Genomic DNA, 14182 nt, shown 5'->3' with positions numbered 1-14182 from the left:
CAGTCAACATCCATGCTGAAGGTTATGACCTCTTCGCGAGCAAGCTCGCTCCCACAGGGGATCTTCATTGGATACAAGTCTTGTGTCTAACCGCGGCCACAAAAAAGGCGACCTTCTCAGGTCGCCTTTTTCATTGGACTCAGGAATTACTGACCGCTGTAGATCTGATCAAAGATCCCGCCATCATTGAAGTGGGTCTTCTGCACAGTTCGCCAGTCACCAAAGGTCTTCTCCACTGACAGGAAATCCACTTTCGGGAAACGATCGGTGTACTTGGCCAACACCGCCGGATCACGCGGACGCAGGTAGTTCGCCGCCGCAATTTCCTGACCTTCCGGCGACCACAGGTACTTCAGGTATTCCTCGGCCGCAGCGCGGGTGCCTTTCTTGTCGACGGTTTTGTCGACCACCGACACTGGCGGCTCGGCTTCGGCGGAAACACTTGGGTAGATCACTTCGAACTGATCACGACCAAACTCACGGGCAATCATTTCCGCTTCGTTTTCGAAGGTCACCAGCACATCACCAATCTGGTTGGTCATGAAGGTCGTAGTGGCGGCGCGGCCACCGGTATCCAGCACCGGCGCTTGTTTGAACAGCTTGCCGACGAAGTCTTTGGCTTTACTTTCGTCGCCACCGTTTTTCAGCACATAACCCCAGGCCGAGAGGTAGGTGTAGCGGCCGTTACCCGACGTTTTCGGGTTTGGCACGATCACCTGCACGCCGTCCTTGAGCAGGTCGGGCCAGTCTTTCAGGGCTTTCGGGTTGCCTTTGCGGACGATGAACACGGTGGCCGAGGTGAACGGCGCGCTGTTGTTCGGCAGGCGGGTGACCCAGTTGTCCGGGACCAGTTTGCCGTTGTCCGCCAGGGCGTTGATGTCGGTAGCCATGTTCATGGTGATGACGTCAGCCGGCAGGCCATCGATCACCGAACGCGCCTGTTTGCTGGAGCCACCAAAGGACATCTGCAGGGTGATGTTTTCGTTGTGCTCGGCTTGCCAGTGTTTCTGGAAGGCAGTGTTGTAGTCCTTGTAGAAATCGCGCATCACGTCGTAGGAAACGTTAAGCAGGGTCGGTGCAGCCTGAGCCATGCTGGTCAGTGCCAGGCCAGCGGCCAGAAGTGAGGCGCCAAAGAGTTTTTTCACTGCGCAGTCCTTGTTCTTTGTAGGAGCTGCCGCAGGCTGCGATCTTTTGATGTTGATTCTTCAAGATCAAAAGATCGCAGCCTGCGGCAACTCCTACGGGTTAGTTGTCAGTTATCTAAGAGATGTTGCCACCGTTTTGCCAGCGACTATAACGGGGCTCGCATAGTCCTTTAAAGATTAAAAAGTACTTTGCTTATTCCATTTTCTTAAACAACGCATTCCCGCATCGGGAGCAGAACGCCGCCCCATGTTCGTGGTTGTTTTTCTTGCACACAGGGCAGTCATGTTCCAGTTGTTCGCCGCGCATCGCGCTGGCCAGTTCGGCGGTAAAAATCCCCGTAGGTACGGCGATGATCGAGTAACCGGTGATCATCACCAGCGACGAAATCACCTGACCCAGCGGCGTTTTAGGCACGATGTCGCCGAAGCCCACGGTGGTCAGCGTGACGATAGCCCAATAGATGCCTTTGGGAATGCTGGTGAAGCCGTGCTCCGGGCCTTCGATCACGTACATCAGCGTACCGAACACCGTCACCAAGGTGCAGACGCTGACCAGAAACACCACGATCTTCTGCTTGCTGCCGCGCAATGCGGACATCAGATAGTTGGCTTGCTTCAGATACGGGCTGAGCTTGAGCACGCGGAAAATCCGCAGCATCCGAATGATCCGGATGATCAGCAGGTACTGCGCATCGGCGTAGTACAACGCAAGAACGCCGGGCACGATCGCCAGCAAATCCACCAGCCCATAAAAGCTGAACGCATAGCGCAACGGCTTGGGCGAGCAGTACAGCCGCAGGCCGTATTCGATGGCGAAGATGACGGTGAAGCCCCACTCGATGTACGCCAGCACGTTGGCGTAGTTCTGGTGAATCGCATCGATGCTGTCGAGCATCACGATCACAATGCTGGCGAGGATGATCAACAGCAGGGTGCCGTCGAAGCGCCGCCCAGCCACGGTGTCGCTCTGGAAAATCATGACGTAGAGGCGTTGGCGCCAGTTGTTGTTGCATTCCATAAGGTCTTGCCCAAGCCGAAAATGAGAGAAGCCTGGGGGATTGGCCGGGATTGCGCAAGCTGGACGCCAGGTGCGCCGTGTTCAGCCGGTTTTAGTCGTTCATGGCTTAAGAAATTGATTATCTCGTCGATATATCGACTTCCCACAGAACAAGAACCTTTGTTTCGATGTGCTGCCCAGATTTCAGGCGATGGGTTTCAAAACCACACGGAAGCGATATGGATAGTCAGTTTTTCAAGAAAAGCCTGCTGGCAATGGTTGTCAGCACTTCGACCGCTCAGGTATTTGCCAGCGAGTACGACCTGAGCCAGGGTTACGGGCTCACTCATTAACCGGGGCGACTTCACTTTCGACGCACAAGGCGCGACGGTGACCGGGATCGGACTGGATGTCAGTTTCCGCAACTCCAGCGGCAGCAACATTCAGGGTGACTTCATCAATGCCGGCAAGCTTTCTCTTTCCAACGTGAATAGCGCTGAGGGAATCGAGATCGCCAATACCACTATCACCGGTAATGTCATCAACGCCGGGACTGTCTCCATCACCCAGGCATCGGGAGCCAATTTCTATGGCTCGCCTGAGGGTATCTACCTGCACGGGACCACTATTGGCGGCGATCTGATCAACAGCGGTGTTGTCGATGTGCAAGGCAACTCTGCCACGGGGCTGATTCTGGACTCCCATGCCACGGACCCCGTGAGCATCGCCGGCAGGCTTCTCAACTCAGGGACGATTCGTGCCACGGGTCCGCGTGCGTCCGCTTTTCACGTCGAGACCCAAACCAGCGCATTGAGGATCGAGAACAGCGGCTCGATCATAAGCGTTGGCAAGAACTCCGAGGCTATCTGGTTTTTGGAGGGTTCAGTCGATTATTTGCTCAACACCGGGACTATTGAGGCATCGGGTGAAGACGCCGTGGGCATCAAGCTCGGCGGTGCCACTTTCACGCAGAATGCTGTGTCTGGCGCTCGGGGCATTATCAACTCCGGCAATATCACTGCAGACGGTGTTGCGATCCAGGTCGATGCAGGCCAGACATCAGCGTTCGAGATCAACCAGCAAGGTGGCGAAATTCGCAGCAATCATGCGGCGGCCATCGATGGCGCAGGGTTGGCGCAACTGAACTGGACCGGCGGTGCGATCAAGGGAGATCTGCTCAACCTCAATGGGGTGAATGTCGCTGGTCAGGCCAATTACACCGGTAGCAAAATCGACAGCAGGGTTTCCATCGTTTCGGGCTCTCTGAATCTACAAAATCAGGGGGTCGTGATTACCGGTGACCTGAACGTCGGTGCCAACAGTGGCATCGATATGTTGCTTTCGGATCGCGTCACACCCGATACGCCTTATTTGACGGTGGACGGCAAGGCCACCTTCGCCCAGTCCTCCAAAGTGACATTGAGTGCCAAACCAGGTGATTTCACACCGACCGCTGCCGGCACTCAATACACCCTGGTCAAGGCCAGCAGCCTGCAGAACAACGGGTGAGCGTCACCAGTTCGTCCTCGTTGTTGAACGTCGCCAGCTATACAACCGATGCTCAGACCGTCAACGCACTGGTCACACTGAAAAGTGACAGTCAGGTGGATGAAGAGCAGGGGAGCATCGGCACCTCCAGCGGCACCCGCGAGATCCTCAATCGCTTCAAGAATGGCCCGCTGGGACAATTGAACAGTGATGATGCGGTCTTCAAAGCCTTTGCCAACGCCTCCTCTCAAAAGGAACTGGCAAAGCTCGGTGAGCAACTGGCTCCGGAAGTCAGCGGTGGGGCGGTCAATGCGGCTGTGTCGGGTCAGGCGATGATGAATGGAGCGATCAGCAACCGCGTGTCCGGTCTGCGCTCGGGGCTCTCATCAGGGGATTCGCTGGCAGATACTGGCGTATGGATTCAAGGTTTGAGCAGCAATCAGGATCAGGACAGCCGTGATGCGGTCGCCGGTTTTTCGGCCAACAGCAGTGGTGTTGCTGTCGGGGCGGATGGCAAGCTGAATGCCAATTCCACCGTGGGCTTGGCCTATTCGTATCTGAACACCAACGTCACCTCCGATACCGGAAATAAAACCGATGTACAGGGCAACGCGTTGACGCTGTACGGTAGCTGGGATCTGCGCAACTGGTTTGTCGATGGCAGCCTCAGTTACGGGCGCAATGACAATGACAGCAAACGTTATGTCGCCGACAGCGTGGCCAAGGCCAGCTACAACAGTGACGCATGGGCACTAAGCGTCTTGAGCGGTTATACCTTCAAACTCACTGACCAACTGATTGTCGAACCGCGCGTCGCCGCACGTTACACCAATATTCAGCTGGACAGCTTTAATGAGCATGGCTCTTCGGCCGCGCTGCACTCCAATGCCCAGCGCTTCGAAATTGGCGAGCTGGGTGCCGGGTTGCGAATGGCCGCTGACGTGCCATTGCTCAATGGCACCCTTACACCTGAAGCGAGCATGATGGCTTACCATGACTTCATCGGTGACCAGATCAATCAGACCTCCAGTTTCACCTTGGGGGGCTCGCCTTTCATTGTCGCGGGAGCCAGTCCGGTGCGTGATAGTTATGAAGGTCGCGTAGGGGCGAAGTATCAAATTGATGCTCTAACTTTGGGGACCCATTACAGCTATCAAGCGAAGACCGGTTTTAACGCCGACACCTTTACCCTTGAAGCGCGCTACGCTTTTTGATCGACTGGATTGCAACGGTTCGCGCTGGCGGACCGTTGCGTCTGATCAACAGATTAAAACCATGTTTAAAGCACTGGCCGCCATCGGCTTCGCGCTCCTCGGGCTCAGCGGATGCGCGGGTAAAGTCGATTTGCAGGCGGTCAGCCAAGGCTCTTCGCTTACTCCTGGCACGCTCGATAGTTCACCTTACACACTCATGGCCTTGCTACCGCCACCAGGGGGCTACAAGCATCTACGTGTTTACATCGAAGGCGATGGTCGGGCGTGGGCGACACGGTCTCAACCGAGTATCGATCCGACCCCTCGCGTGTCCTTGATGGCGAGATTGGCCGCTGGAGATCGGGGCCCCAGCGCCTATCTGGCGCGCCCTTGTCAGTTCGTGAGATCACCGGGTTGCAACACTGATTTGTGGACTTCCGGTCGTTTCAATTCATTGGTCATAGAGACCATGAACGCGGCCCTTGATCGTCTGAAAAGTCGCTTTGCAGTGGAGCAGTTCGAACTGGTCGGATACTCGGGCGGCGCGGCGATTGCCTTGATCCTTGGGGGTTCTCGTAACGACGTGACTCAGGTGCAAACGATTGCCGGGAATCTCGACCCTGTAGAGTGGGCGAAGCTGATGCAGCTCGCGCCATTCTCGAAGCCGGTGACACCTCTGGAGTTTCGCGACAAGTTGCGTGCGCTCCCGCAACGTCATTTCATCGGTTTGAATGACAAGGTCGTGCCGCCTCAAATGCTCCAGGTCTACACCACGCAGCTACAGGGCAAATGCCTGGAAGTCGTCGAAACCCTCGCCACCCACGATCAGGGATACGATGAAAGTTGGGGTTCGCGGTCGGATCTGCCATTGGCTTGCGAGACTGACCCATTGCGCTGAATGCAGACTCAGCCCTTTCAGGCGCCACCCTTGGTTTGGCGCTCAATAGCGCAAGGCGCACTGTCGACAGCGGTCTGGCGCAGCACCCGAATGCCGGCACGGATCAGCCAGCAAGCGAGGATAAACGGAGCGGTCAGCGTAGGCAGACCGATGGCGGTAAACACCGGCGTCAGCAACAGCGCTGATGCAATACCGACCAGTGGCAGCCAAGGCTTCTGGCGCTGCGAGCTGAAGGCGAGGGCGGCGAGTACGGCGTTATAGCCACCGAGGCCGATCAATGCGGTATAGAAGTCGTGATGCAGCATGCTCCAGCCCATGCCCGCGACAGACGCCAACAACGCCCAGCAGAATGCGCGGCGATCAGCGATCAGCAAACCCAGGGCAATCATCGCTCCGGCCAGCGGATGAGCGAGGAACATCACCTGGCCGAGGCCTTTCAGTGGTGCGGCGAGCATGTTCAGCGTATTCATTTCGATCAAGTGCGCATTTGTCGAAGGCGTGGCGAAGCACAGCAGCAACCAGCCCAGCCCCACGAAGGGCGCCGTATAGGCAGGCAGGTATTGGCTGACTCGAACGCGTTTGAGCCACTGTTGAGTGAACATCGCGCTCAGGCCGCCCGCGGCAATGATCAGCGGCGGCAACATCGCTGACCACGGGAAGTAGAGGCTCAGCAGCAAACCGAGCAAGACACCGTTGTAACTGAACAGCCCGGCTTGACGATCGGCCTTGGCATAACCGCGTCGTTGCGCGGTGAGCAGCCCGGCGACACCGCCCAGCAGTGCACCGCCGAGCAGGGTGGGCGCGGTGAAAAGAATGGCCAGCAGGCACAGCAGACCGCACAGCGGGTTGCGCTGGAGGAAGATCTGGCTGAATCCGTTGAGCAGGGCAGTCGCCCAGTCGGGGCAGTGGGTGTTGAAGTGGTTGGCAGGCATGATGGGATCTGTGGTGTTTCAGGTGAATCGTGGCGCCCGCATCGCGAGCAAGCTCGCTCCCACAATGAATCTCTGTTCAGTCGATGGATTTGTGAACACCACAAATCCACTGTGGGAGCGAGCTTGCTCGCGATGAGGCCGGTGCAGGCGCTAAATCAATGTTTCTATACGCAGTGAGTTAGTCGACCCAGGCTGCCCAAACGGCACACCCGCCGTGATCAACAACGTGTCGCCACGCTTGGCCATTCCCTGCGCCTGGGCAATCTCCAGCGCCGTCGAGCACACTTCATCCACCTGCCGCAGCCGATCATTGACCACCGAATGCACGCCCCACGCCACCGTCAACCGGCGCGCAGTCTGCAGGTTCGGCGTCAGGTTGAGGATCGGCACCGTCGGCCGTTCCCGCGCCGCACGCAAACTCGACGTGCCGGACTCGCTGTAATTCACCAGTACCGCCACCGGCAGCACATTGCTGATACGGCGAATCGCGCAGCTGATGGCATCGGAAACAGTCGCCTCAGCCTTAGGCCGGCTCACGTCCAGTTGCGCCTGATAGTCCGGACCATTTTCCACCTGGCGGATGATTTTGCTCATCATCTGCACGGCTTCCAGCGGGTACTCGCCAGAGGCAGTTTCTGCCGACAACATCACCGCATCCGCACCTTCGGCCACGGCGTTGGCAACGTCGGTCACCTCGGCACGGGTCGGGGCAGGGGAGAAGCGCATCGACTCGAGCATCTGCGTCGCCACCACCACCGGTTTGCCGAGCTGACGGCAGATGCTGATGATGTTTTTCTGAATCTGCGGCACGCTTTCGGCCGGCACTTCCACGCCCAGGTCACCGCGAGCAACCATGATCGCATCGCTCAACTCAGCGATCTCGCGCAGTTGCGTCACCGCCGATGGCTTCTCGATCTTGGCCATCAAAAACGCTTTGTCGCCGATCAGTTCACGCGCCTCGCGAATGTCTTCCGGACGCTGCACAAACGACAGCGCGACCCAGTCCACACCCAGCTCCAGACCGAAGCTCAAATCGCGACGATCCTTGGCGGTCAGCGGGCTCAGTTCCAGCACCGCTTGTGGCACGTTTACGCCTTTGCGATCCGAGAGTTCGCCGCCATTGAGCACCGTGGTGTCGATGGCGTCGGAGTACTTTGTCACCACGCGAAGACGCAGCTTGCCGTCGTCCAGCAGCAGGTCCATGCCCGGTTCGAGCGCCTCGATGATTTCCGGGTGAGGCAAGTTGACCCGGCGTTCATCGCCCGGCGTCGGATCAAGATCCAGACGCAGCGCCTGACCGCGATGCAGTTGCACCTTGCCCTCGGCGAACTTGCCGACCCGCAGTTTCGGGCCTTGCAGGTCCATCAGAATGCCCAGCGGATAATTCAGCTGGCGCTCGACTTCACGAATCCACTGATAGCGCTGAGCGTGGTCGGCGTGATCGCCGTGGCTGAAGTTCAGGCGAAAGATGTTGACCCCGGCTTGCACCAGCTCACGGATGTCGTCGATCCCGTTGGTGGCAGGGCCGAGGGTGGCGAGGATTTTGACCTTTTTATCAGGCGTCATTTTTTGTGCTCTCGAGAATCAGGATGGCGCGGAAGTCGTTGACGTTGGTGCGGGTCGGCTCGGTGACGATCAGTGCGTCCAGCGCCTCGAAATAGCCGTAGCCATTGTTGTTGTCCAACTCGTCGCTGGCGCTCAGGCCGAGGGCGGCGGCGCGGGCGTAGCTGTCCGGGGTCATGATCGCGCCGGCGTTGTCTTCGGAGCCATCGATGCCATCGGTGTCGCCGGCCAGCGCGTAGACGCCGGGCAGGCCTTTGAGGCTGTCGGTCAGGCTCAGCAGGAATTCGGCGTTGCGTCCGCCACGGCCATTGCCGCGTACGGTGACCGTGGTTTCACCGCCCGAGAGGATCACGCAGGGCGCTGCCAACGGCTGACCGTGCAGCACGACCTGACGGGCGATGCCGGCGTGAACCTTGGCCACTTCGCGGGACTCGCCTTCCAGGTCGCCGAGGATCAGCGGGCTGAAACCGGCCTGACGTGCTTTCACCGCAGCAGCTTCAAGCGACTGTTGTGGACGAGCGATCAGCTGGAAGTGACTGCGCTCAAGGCTCGGGTCGCCGGGTTTGACCGTCTCTGATTCCGGGCTCTGTAGCCAGTTGCGCACCGAGGCCGGGACTTCGATGTTGTAGCGCTTGAGGATCGCCAGGGCTTCGGCGGAGGTGCTCGGGTCGGCCACGGTGGGGCCGGAGGCGATGACCGTTGCGAGGTCGCCCGGTACATCGGAAATCGCGTAGGTATAAACAGTGGCAGGCCAGCAGGCTTTGCCGAGTCGGCCGCCCTTGATCGCCGAGAGGTGCTTGCGTACGCAATTCATCTCGCCAATTGTGGCGCCGGATTTGAGCAGGGCTTTGTTGATCGACTGCTTGTCGGCCAGGGTGATGCCGGCCGCGGGCAACGCCAGCAGGGCAGAGCCACCGCCCGAGAGCAGGAAGATCACGCGGTCGTCTTCAGTCAGATTGCTGACCAGTTCCAACACGCGTTTGGCGACCGCCAGACCGGCAGCGTCAGGCACCGGGTGAGCGGCTTCGACCACTTCGATTTTTTCACACGGGGCGCCGTGCCCGTAACGCGTCACCACTAAACCTGATACTTCACCCTGCCAGCAACGCTCCACCACTTGGGCCATGGCCGCGGCGGCTTTGCCGGCGCCGATGACGATCACCCGACCACTGCGGTCTTTGGGCAAATGGGCTTCGAGGACTTGCTGCGGATGGGCCGCGTCGATGGCTGTGGCAAACAGCTCGCGCAGGAATTGTTGCGGATTGACCGACATGGCGGGCTCCCGGGAATTTCTTGTTATTGGAGAACGACTCGGTTCCCTGTGGGAGCGGGCTTGCTCGCGAAGGCGGTATGTCAGTCAACATCTCTGTTGAATATGAAATCGCCTTCGCGAGCAAGCCCGCTCCCACAGGGTTTTGGTGCAGGGCTTACTAATCGCGAATCGAGAAATTCGCCATGTGTTCCAGGCCCTTGATCAGCGCCGAGTGGTCCCAGTTGCTGCCACCGATCGCTGCGCAGGTGCTGAACACTTGCTGGGTGTTGGCGGTGTTCGGCAGGTTGATGCCCAACTCGCGCGCGCCGGCCAGGGCCAGGTTCAGGTCCTTCTGGTGCAGGCTGATGCGGAAGCCTGGGTCGAAGGTGCCTTTGATCATGCGCTCGCCGTGCACTTCGAGGATCTTCGAGGATGCGAAACCGCCCATCAGTGCTTCACGGACCTTGGCGGGATCGGCACCGTTTTTCGAAGCAAACAGCAGGGCTTCGGCCACAGCCTGGATGTTCAGCGCCACGATGATCTGGTTCGCCACTTTGGCGGTTTGACCGTCGCCGTTGCCGCCCACCAACGTGATGTTCTTGCCCATTGCCTGGAACAGCGGCAGAGCGCGTTCGAAGGCATCGGCATCGCCGCCGACCATGATGCTCAGGGTCGCGGCCTTGGCGCCGACTTCACCGCCGGACACTGGCGCATCGAGGTACTGAGCGCCTTTTTCGTTGATTTTGGCAGCGAAGGCTTTGGTGGCGGTTGGCGAGATCGAGCTCATGTCGATCACGACTTTGCCTTTGCCTACACCGGCCGCAACACCGTCGGCGCGGAACAGCACGTCATCGACCTGCGGGGTATCCGGCACCATGACGATGATGAATTCGGCTTCTTGCGCGACTTCTTTCGGGTTCGCCAGGGCGACGGCGCCACCGGCAATCAGGTCGGCAGGCGCGGGGTCGTGGTGCGCCGACAGGAACAGGCTGTGACCGGCTTTCTGCAGGTTCAACGCCATTGGGTGGCCCATGATGCCGGTGCCGATAAATCCGATTTTAGCCATGAGAAATTCCTCTTTTTTTATGTGGCCCCCTGTAGGAGCTGCCGAAGGCTGCGATCTTTTGATCTTGATCTTGATCTTGATCTTGATCTTGATCTTGATCTTGATCTTGATCTTGATCTTGATCTTGATCTTGATCTTGATCTTGATCTTGATCTTGATCTTGATCTTGAAAGGCAAAGTCAAAAGATCGCAGCCTTCGGCAGCTCCTACAGGGATGTCATGTTCGGTTAGATTGCGTTATGGGTTTTCAACCAACCCAGGCCTGCTTCAGTAGTGGTCAGCGGCTTGTATTCACAGCCAACCCAACCCTGATAACCAATGCGGTCCAGGTGTTCGAACAGGAAGCGGTAGTTGATTTCACCGGTGCCCGGTTCGTTGCGCCCAGGGTTATCGGCCAACTGGATGTGGTTGATCTCGCCCAGGTGCGCGGCCATGGTGCGGGCCAGGTCGCCCTCCATGATTTGCATGTGGTAGATGTCGTATTGCAGGAACAGGTTGGCGCTGCCGACCTGTTCGCGAATCGACAGGGCTTGCGCCGTGTTGTTCAGGTAGAAACCCGGGATGTCGCGGGTGTTGATCGCTTCCATCACCAGTTTGATGCCCGCCGCTTGCAGCTTGTCGGCGGCGTACTTGAGGTTGCTGACGAAGGTTTTTTCCACGGTGGCATCGTCGATGCCTTGTGGACGAATACCGGCCAGGCAGTTGACTTGGGTGTTGCCCAGCACTTTCGCGTAGGCAATCGCCAGGTTGACACCGGCGCGGAATTCTTCGACCCGATCCGGCAGGCACGCGATACCGCGTTCGCCCTTGGCCCAGTCACCGGCCGGCAGGTTGAACAGCACCTGGGTCAGGCCGTTGGCGTCGAGCTTGGCTTTGATGTCGGCGGAGCTGAAGTCGTAAGGGAACAGGTATTCGACACCACTGAAGCCGGCCTTGGCGGCAGCTTCAAAACGGGCAAGAAAATCCTGCTCGGTGAACAGCATGGACAGGTTGGCTGCGAAACGCGGCATGGTGGTCTCCCGTATGAATGTGGTGGGCGTTCCCGGATCTCTGTGGGAGCGAGCTTGCTCGCGATAGCGGAGTGCCATTCAGCATCCATGTTGACTGACACACCGCTATCGCGAGCAAGCTCGCTCCCACAGGATGTGGGAACGATCCTACAAGTTAATCGAGCAACGAAATTGCGGTTGGCGCATCGTTGCCGACCAGCGCCAGGTCTTCGAACTCGTTGACGGCGTTGATCTCGGTGCCCATGGAAATGTTGGTCACGCGCTCCAGAATAATCTCGACGATGACCGGCACCCTGAACTCTTCAATCATTTCCTGAGCCTTGCGCAGGGCAGGCTGGATCTGACCCGGTTCGAACACACGCAGCGCCTTGCAGCCGAGGCCTTCAGCAACCGCGACGTGGTCGACACCGTAACCGTTGAGTTCCGGGGCGTTCAGGTTGTCGAAGGCCAGCTGTACGCAGTAATCCATGTCGAAACCGCGCTGAGCCTGACGAATCAGCCCCAAATACGAGTTGTTGACCACCACGTGGATGTACGGCAGCTTGAACTGCGCGCCCACCGCCAACTCTTCGATCATGAACTGGAAGTCATAGTCGCCCGACAGCGCCACGACCTTGCGGGTCGGATCAGCCTTGACCACGCCCAGCGCTGCCGGAATGGTCCAGCCCAGAGGACCTGCCTGACCGCAGTTGATCCAGTGACGCGGTTTGTAGACGTGCAGGAACTGCGCGCCGGCAATCTGCGACAGACCGATGGTGCTGACGTAGCACGTGTCTTTGCCGAACACCTGGTTCATCTCTTCGTAAACGCGCTGCGGCTTGACCGGCACATTGTCGAAGTGAGTCTTGCGTTGCAGGCTGGACTTGCGCTGCTGGCAGTCTTGCAGCCAGGCACTGCGGTTTTTCAGCTTGCCGGCGGCTTGCCATTCGCGAGCGACTTCGATGAACACGGTCAGCGCGGCAGCGGCGTCGGAAACGATGCCCAGGTCCGGGGTGAACACGCGGCCGATCTGGGTCGGTTCGATGTCAACGTGAATGAACTTGCGGCCTTCGGTGTAAACGTCGATCGAACCGGTGTGACGGTTAGCCCAGCGGTTACCGACACCGAGCACCAGGTCGGATTTGAGCATCGTGGCGTTGCCGTAACGGTGCGAGGTTTGCAGACCGACCATGCCGACCATCAACGGGTGATCGTCCGGAATGGTGCCCCAGCCCATCAGGGTCGGGACCACCGGAATACCGGTCAACTCGGCGAATTCCACCAGCAACTCGCTGGCGTCGGCATTGATGATGCCGCCACCGGCTACCAGCAACGGACGCTCGGCCTGATCGAGCATGGCCAGGGCCTTCTCGATTTGCACGCGGTTAGCGGTTGGCTTGGCCAGCGGCAGTGGTTCGTAGGCGTCGATGTCGAATTCGATTTCAGCCATCTGCACGTCGAACGGCAGATCGATCAGCACCGGGCCTGGACGGCCGGAGCGCATTTCGTAGAAGGCTTTCTGGAAAGCGTAAGGCACCTGGCCCGGTTCCATGACGGTGGTTGCCCACTTGGTCACTGGCTTGACGATCGAGGTGATGTCGACAGCCTGGAAGTCTTCCTTGTGCATACGGGCGCGGGGGGCCTGGCCGGTAATGCAAAGAATCGGGATCGAGTCGGCCGAGGCACTGTAGAGCCCGGTGACCATGTCGGTACCGGCAGGTCCCGAAGTGCCGATGCACACGCCGATGTTGCCGGCCTTAGTGCGGGTGTAACCCTCGGCCATGTGCGAGGCGCCTTCAACGTGGCGAGCGAGGACGTGATCGATGCCACCGACCTTCTGCAAGGCGGAGTACAGCGGGTTGATCGCGGCGCCCGGGATGCCAAAAGCGGTATCAACCCCTTCACGGCGCATCACCAGAACGGCGGCTTCGATTGCTCTCATTTTGCTCATGGTTTTGGTGCCTCTTACGTTTTGTAATTGTATACAAGTGGCTTTGCGCAGAGTGTATTCACGGCGGACGGCGCAGGTCAATCCATTTTCTCAAGCGGCCGTTTCATTCGTCGGAAGCCAGATCTACTGTGGCTTTTCGTCGCGTGTGGCGCTTTTCGAAAATTATTGTATACAAAAAAATAACTCATTGTGTTCTATTTGTTGCATCGGACTTCTGAACAAAAAGCAGTCCAGCAGCTTTCCCTATAACAAAATGAGGACGGCACCATGAGCGCTTTAACCTTGAAAGTCGCAGTCAACCTGGCCAATCAGGCTATCTCCGCAGGGCGTGCAATCTCGGCGGCTCCATTGACCATCGCCGTACTGGATGCGGGTGGACACTTGGTCACCCTGCAGCGTGAAGACGGTGCCAGCCTGCTGCGCCCGCAGATCGCCATCGGCAAAGCCTGGGGCGCCATCGCCTTGGGCAAAGGCTCACGCCTGCTGGCGCTGGACGCACAACAACGACCGGCGTTTATCGCCGCTTTGAATAGTCTGGGGCAGGGCAGCGTCGTCCCGGCACCGGGCGGTGTATTGATTCGGGATCAGGACGGGAACGTGCTGGGGGCTGTTGGTATCAGCGGCGATCTTTCTGATGTTGATGAGCAATGTGCGATCAACGCGATTGAGGCGTTGGGGTTGCGGGCGGATGCGGGGGTGACGGCTTGA

The 14182-nt window shown here is 58.6% G+C and carries 12 protein-coding genes; 4 read left to right on the top strand and 8 right to left on the bottom strand.

Annotated features, from left to right (window positions below; all coding sequences use genetic code 11):
- Positions 1-146 precede the first annotated feature (146 nt).
- Entirely contained in the window at positions 147-1145 is a 999-nt protein-coding gene (locus ACMXYH_RS23895; RefSeq protein WP_033056035.1) for a sulfate ABC transporter substrate-binding protein, read from the bottom strand.
- A 193-nt stretch (positions 1146-1338) separates the two neighbouring features.
- The gene (locus tag ACMXYH_RS23890; RefSeq protein WP_415765156.1) at positions 1339-2163 is read right to left on the bottom strand and encodes an ion transporter; all 825 of its coding nucleotides are present in this window, start codon (positions 2161-2163) and stop codon (positions 1339-1341) included.
- Between the two features lie 369 nt (positions 2164-2532).
- Here ACMXYH_RS23890 and ACMXYH_RS23885 point away from each other — a divergent pair, with 369 nt between their 5' ends.
- The 3 genes from ACMXYH_RS23885 (at position 2533) to ACMXYH_RS23875 (ending at position 5721) form a co-directional block, all read left to right on the top strand.
- A complete protein-coding gene (locus ACMXYH_RS23885; protein WP_415765155.1) occupies positions 2533-3651 on the top strand; it encodes a hypothetical protein in 1119 nt (372 codons plus the stop codon).
- Positions 3648-4844, top strand: coding sequence for an autotransporter outer membrane beta-barrel domain-containing protein (locus ACMXYH_RS23880; RefSeq protein WP_415765154.1), 1197 nt, complete (start codon positions 3648-3650; stop codon positions 4842-4844). The genes ACMXYH_RS23885 and ACMXYH_RS23880 overlap by 4 nt, the downstream gene beginning before the upstream one ends.
- Positions 4845-5292: 448 nt before the next feature.
- Positions 5293-5721 (top strand): hypothetical protein, encoded by a 429-nt coding sequence (locus ACMXYH_RS23875; protein WP_415765153.1) that lies wholly within the window; start codon positions 5293-5295, stop codon positions 5719-5721.
- 17 nt (positions 5722-5738) lie between these two features.
- Here ACMXYH_RS23875 and ACMXYH_RS23870 read toward each other — a convergent pair whose 3' ends face one another.
- The 6 genes from ACMXYH_RS23870 to gcl form a co-directional block, all read right to left on the bottom strand.
- Positions 5739-6653, bottom strand: coding sequence for an urea transporter (locus tag ACMXYH_RS23870; protein WP_134422226.1), 915 nt, complete (start codon positions 6651-6653; stop codon positions 5739-5741).
- A gap of 150 nt (positions 6654-6803) precedes the next feature.
- Positions 6804-8219, bottom strand: a complete 1416-nt coding sequence (gene pyk, locus ACMXYH_RS23865) for a pyruvate kinase (protein ID WP_129442255.1) — start codon at positions 8217-8219, stop codon at positions 6804-6806.
- The gene (locus ACMXYH_RS23860) at positions 8209-9489 is read right to left on the bottom strand and encodes a glycerate kinase type-2 family protein (protein WP_415765152.1); all 1281 of its coding nucleotides are present in this window, start codon (positions 9487-9489) and stop codon (positions 8209-8211) included. Before ACMXYH_RS23860 ends, pyk begins: the two co-directional genes overlap by 11 nt.
- Positions 9490-9646: 157 nt before the next feature.
- Complete coding sequence (locus tag ACMXYH_RS23855) at positions 9647-10534, bottom strand: 2-hydroxy-3-oxopropionate reductase (protein WP_415767746.1); 888 nt, start codon at positions 10532-10534, stop codon at positions 9647-9649.
- A gap of 227 nt (positions 10535-10761) precedes the next feature.
- Positions 10762-11544, bottom strand: coding sequence for a hydroxypyruvate isomerase (gene hyi / locus ACMXYH_RS23850; RefSeq protein ID WP_415765150.1), 783 nt, complete (start codon positions 11542-11544; stop codon positions 10762-10764).
- 154 nt (positions 11545-11698) lie between these two features.
- On the bottom strand, positions 11699-13474 hold the full coding sequence (gene gcl, locus ACMXYH_RS23845) for a glyoxylate carboligase (protein WP_134422222.1): 1776 nt from the start codon (positions 13472-13474) through the stop codon (positions 11699-11701).
- Positions 13475-13741: 267 nt separating this feature from the next.
- Here gcl and ACMXYH_RS23840 point away from each other — a divergent pair, with 267 nt between their 5' ends.
- Positions 13742-14182 (top strand): GlcG/HbpS family heme-binding protein, encoded by a 441-nt coding sequence (locus ACMXYH_RS23840; protein WP_008145573.1) that lies wholly within the window; start codon positions 13742-13744, stop codon positions 14180-14182.

It is taken from the genome of Pseudomonas frigoris, from assembly GCF_047758635.1.
GTDB lineage: Bacteria > Pseudomonadota > Gammaproteobacteria > Pseudomonadales > Pseudomonadaceae > Aquipseudomonas > Aquipseudomonas frigoris.
The sequence above is the reverse complement of the archived record's forward strand: the minus strand, read 5'-3'. Positions and strand labels throughout refer to the sequence as shown.

What these genes read in the sequence shown, in the direction of transcription:
- ACMXYH_RS23890 (WP_415765156.1), bottom strand. Translation starts at nt 2,163, where the DNA reads ATGGAATGCAACAACAACTGGCGCCAACGCCTCTACGTCATGATTTTC.
- ACMXYH_RS23875 (WP_415765153.1), top strand. Translation starts at nt 5,293, where the DNA reads ATGAACGCGGCCCTTGATCGTCTGAAAAGTCGCTTTGCAGTGGAGCAG.
- ACMXYH_RS23870 (WP_134422226.1), bottom strand. Translation starts at nt 6,653, where the DNA reads ATGCCTGCCAACCACTTCAACACCCACTGCCCCGACTGGGCGACTGCC.
- pyk (WP_129442255.1), bottom strand. Translation starts at nt 8,219, where the DNA reads ATGACGCCTGATAAAAAGGTCAAAATCCTCGCCACCCTCGGCCCTGCC.
- ACMXYH_RS23860 (WP_415765152.1), bottom strand. Translation starts at nt 9,489, where the DNA reads ATGTCGGTCAATCCGCAACAATTCCTGCGCGAGCTGTTTGCCACAGCC.
- ACMXYH_RS23855 (WP_415767746.1), bottom strand. Translation starts at nt 10,534, where the DNA reads ATGGCTAAAATCGGATTTATCGGCACCGGCATCATGGGCCACCCAATG.
- hyi (WP_415765150.1), bottom strand. Translation starts at nt 11,544, where the DNA reads ATGCCGCGTTTCGCAGCCAACCTGTCCATGCTGTTCACCGAGCAGGAT.
- gcl (WP_134422222.1), bottom strand. Translation starts at nt 13,474, where the DNA reads ATGAGCAAAATGAGAGCAATCGAAGCCGCCGTTCTGGTGATGCGCCGT.
- ACMXYH_RS23840 (WP_008145573.1), top strand. Translation starts at nt 13,742, where the DNA reads ATGAGCGCTTTAACCTTGAAAGTCGCAGTCAACCTGGCCAATCAGGCT.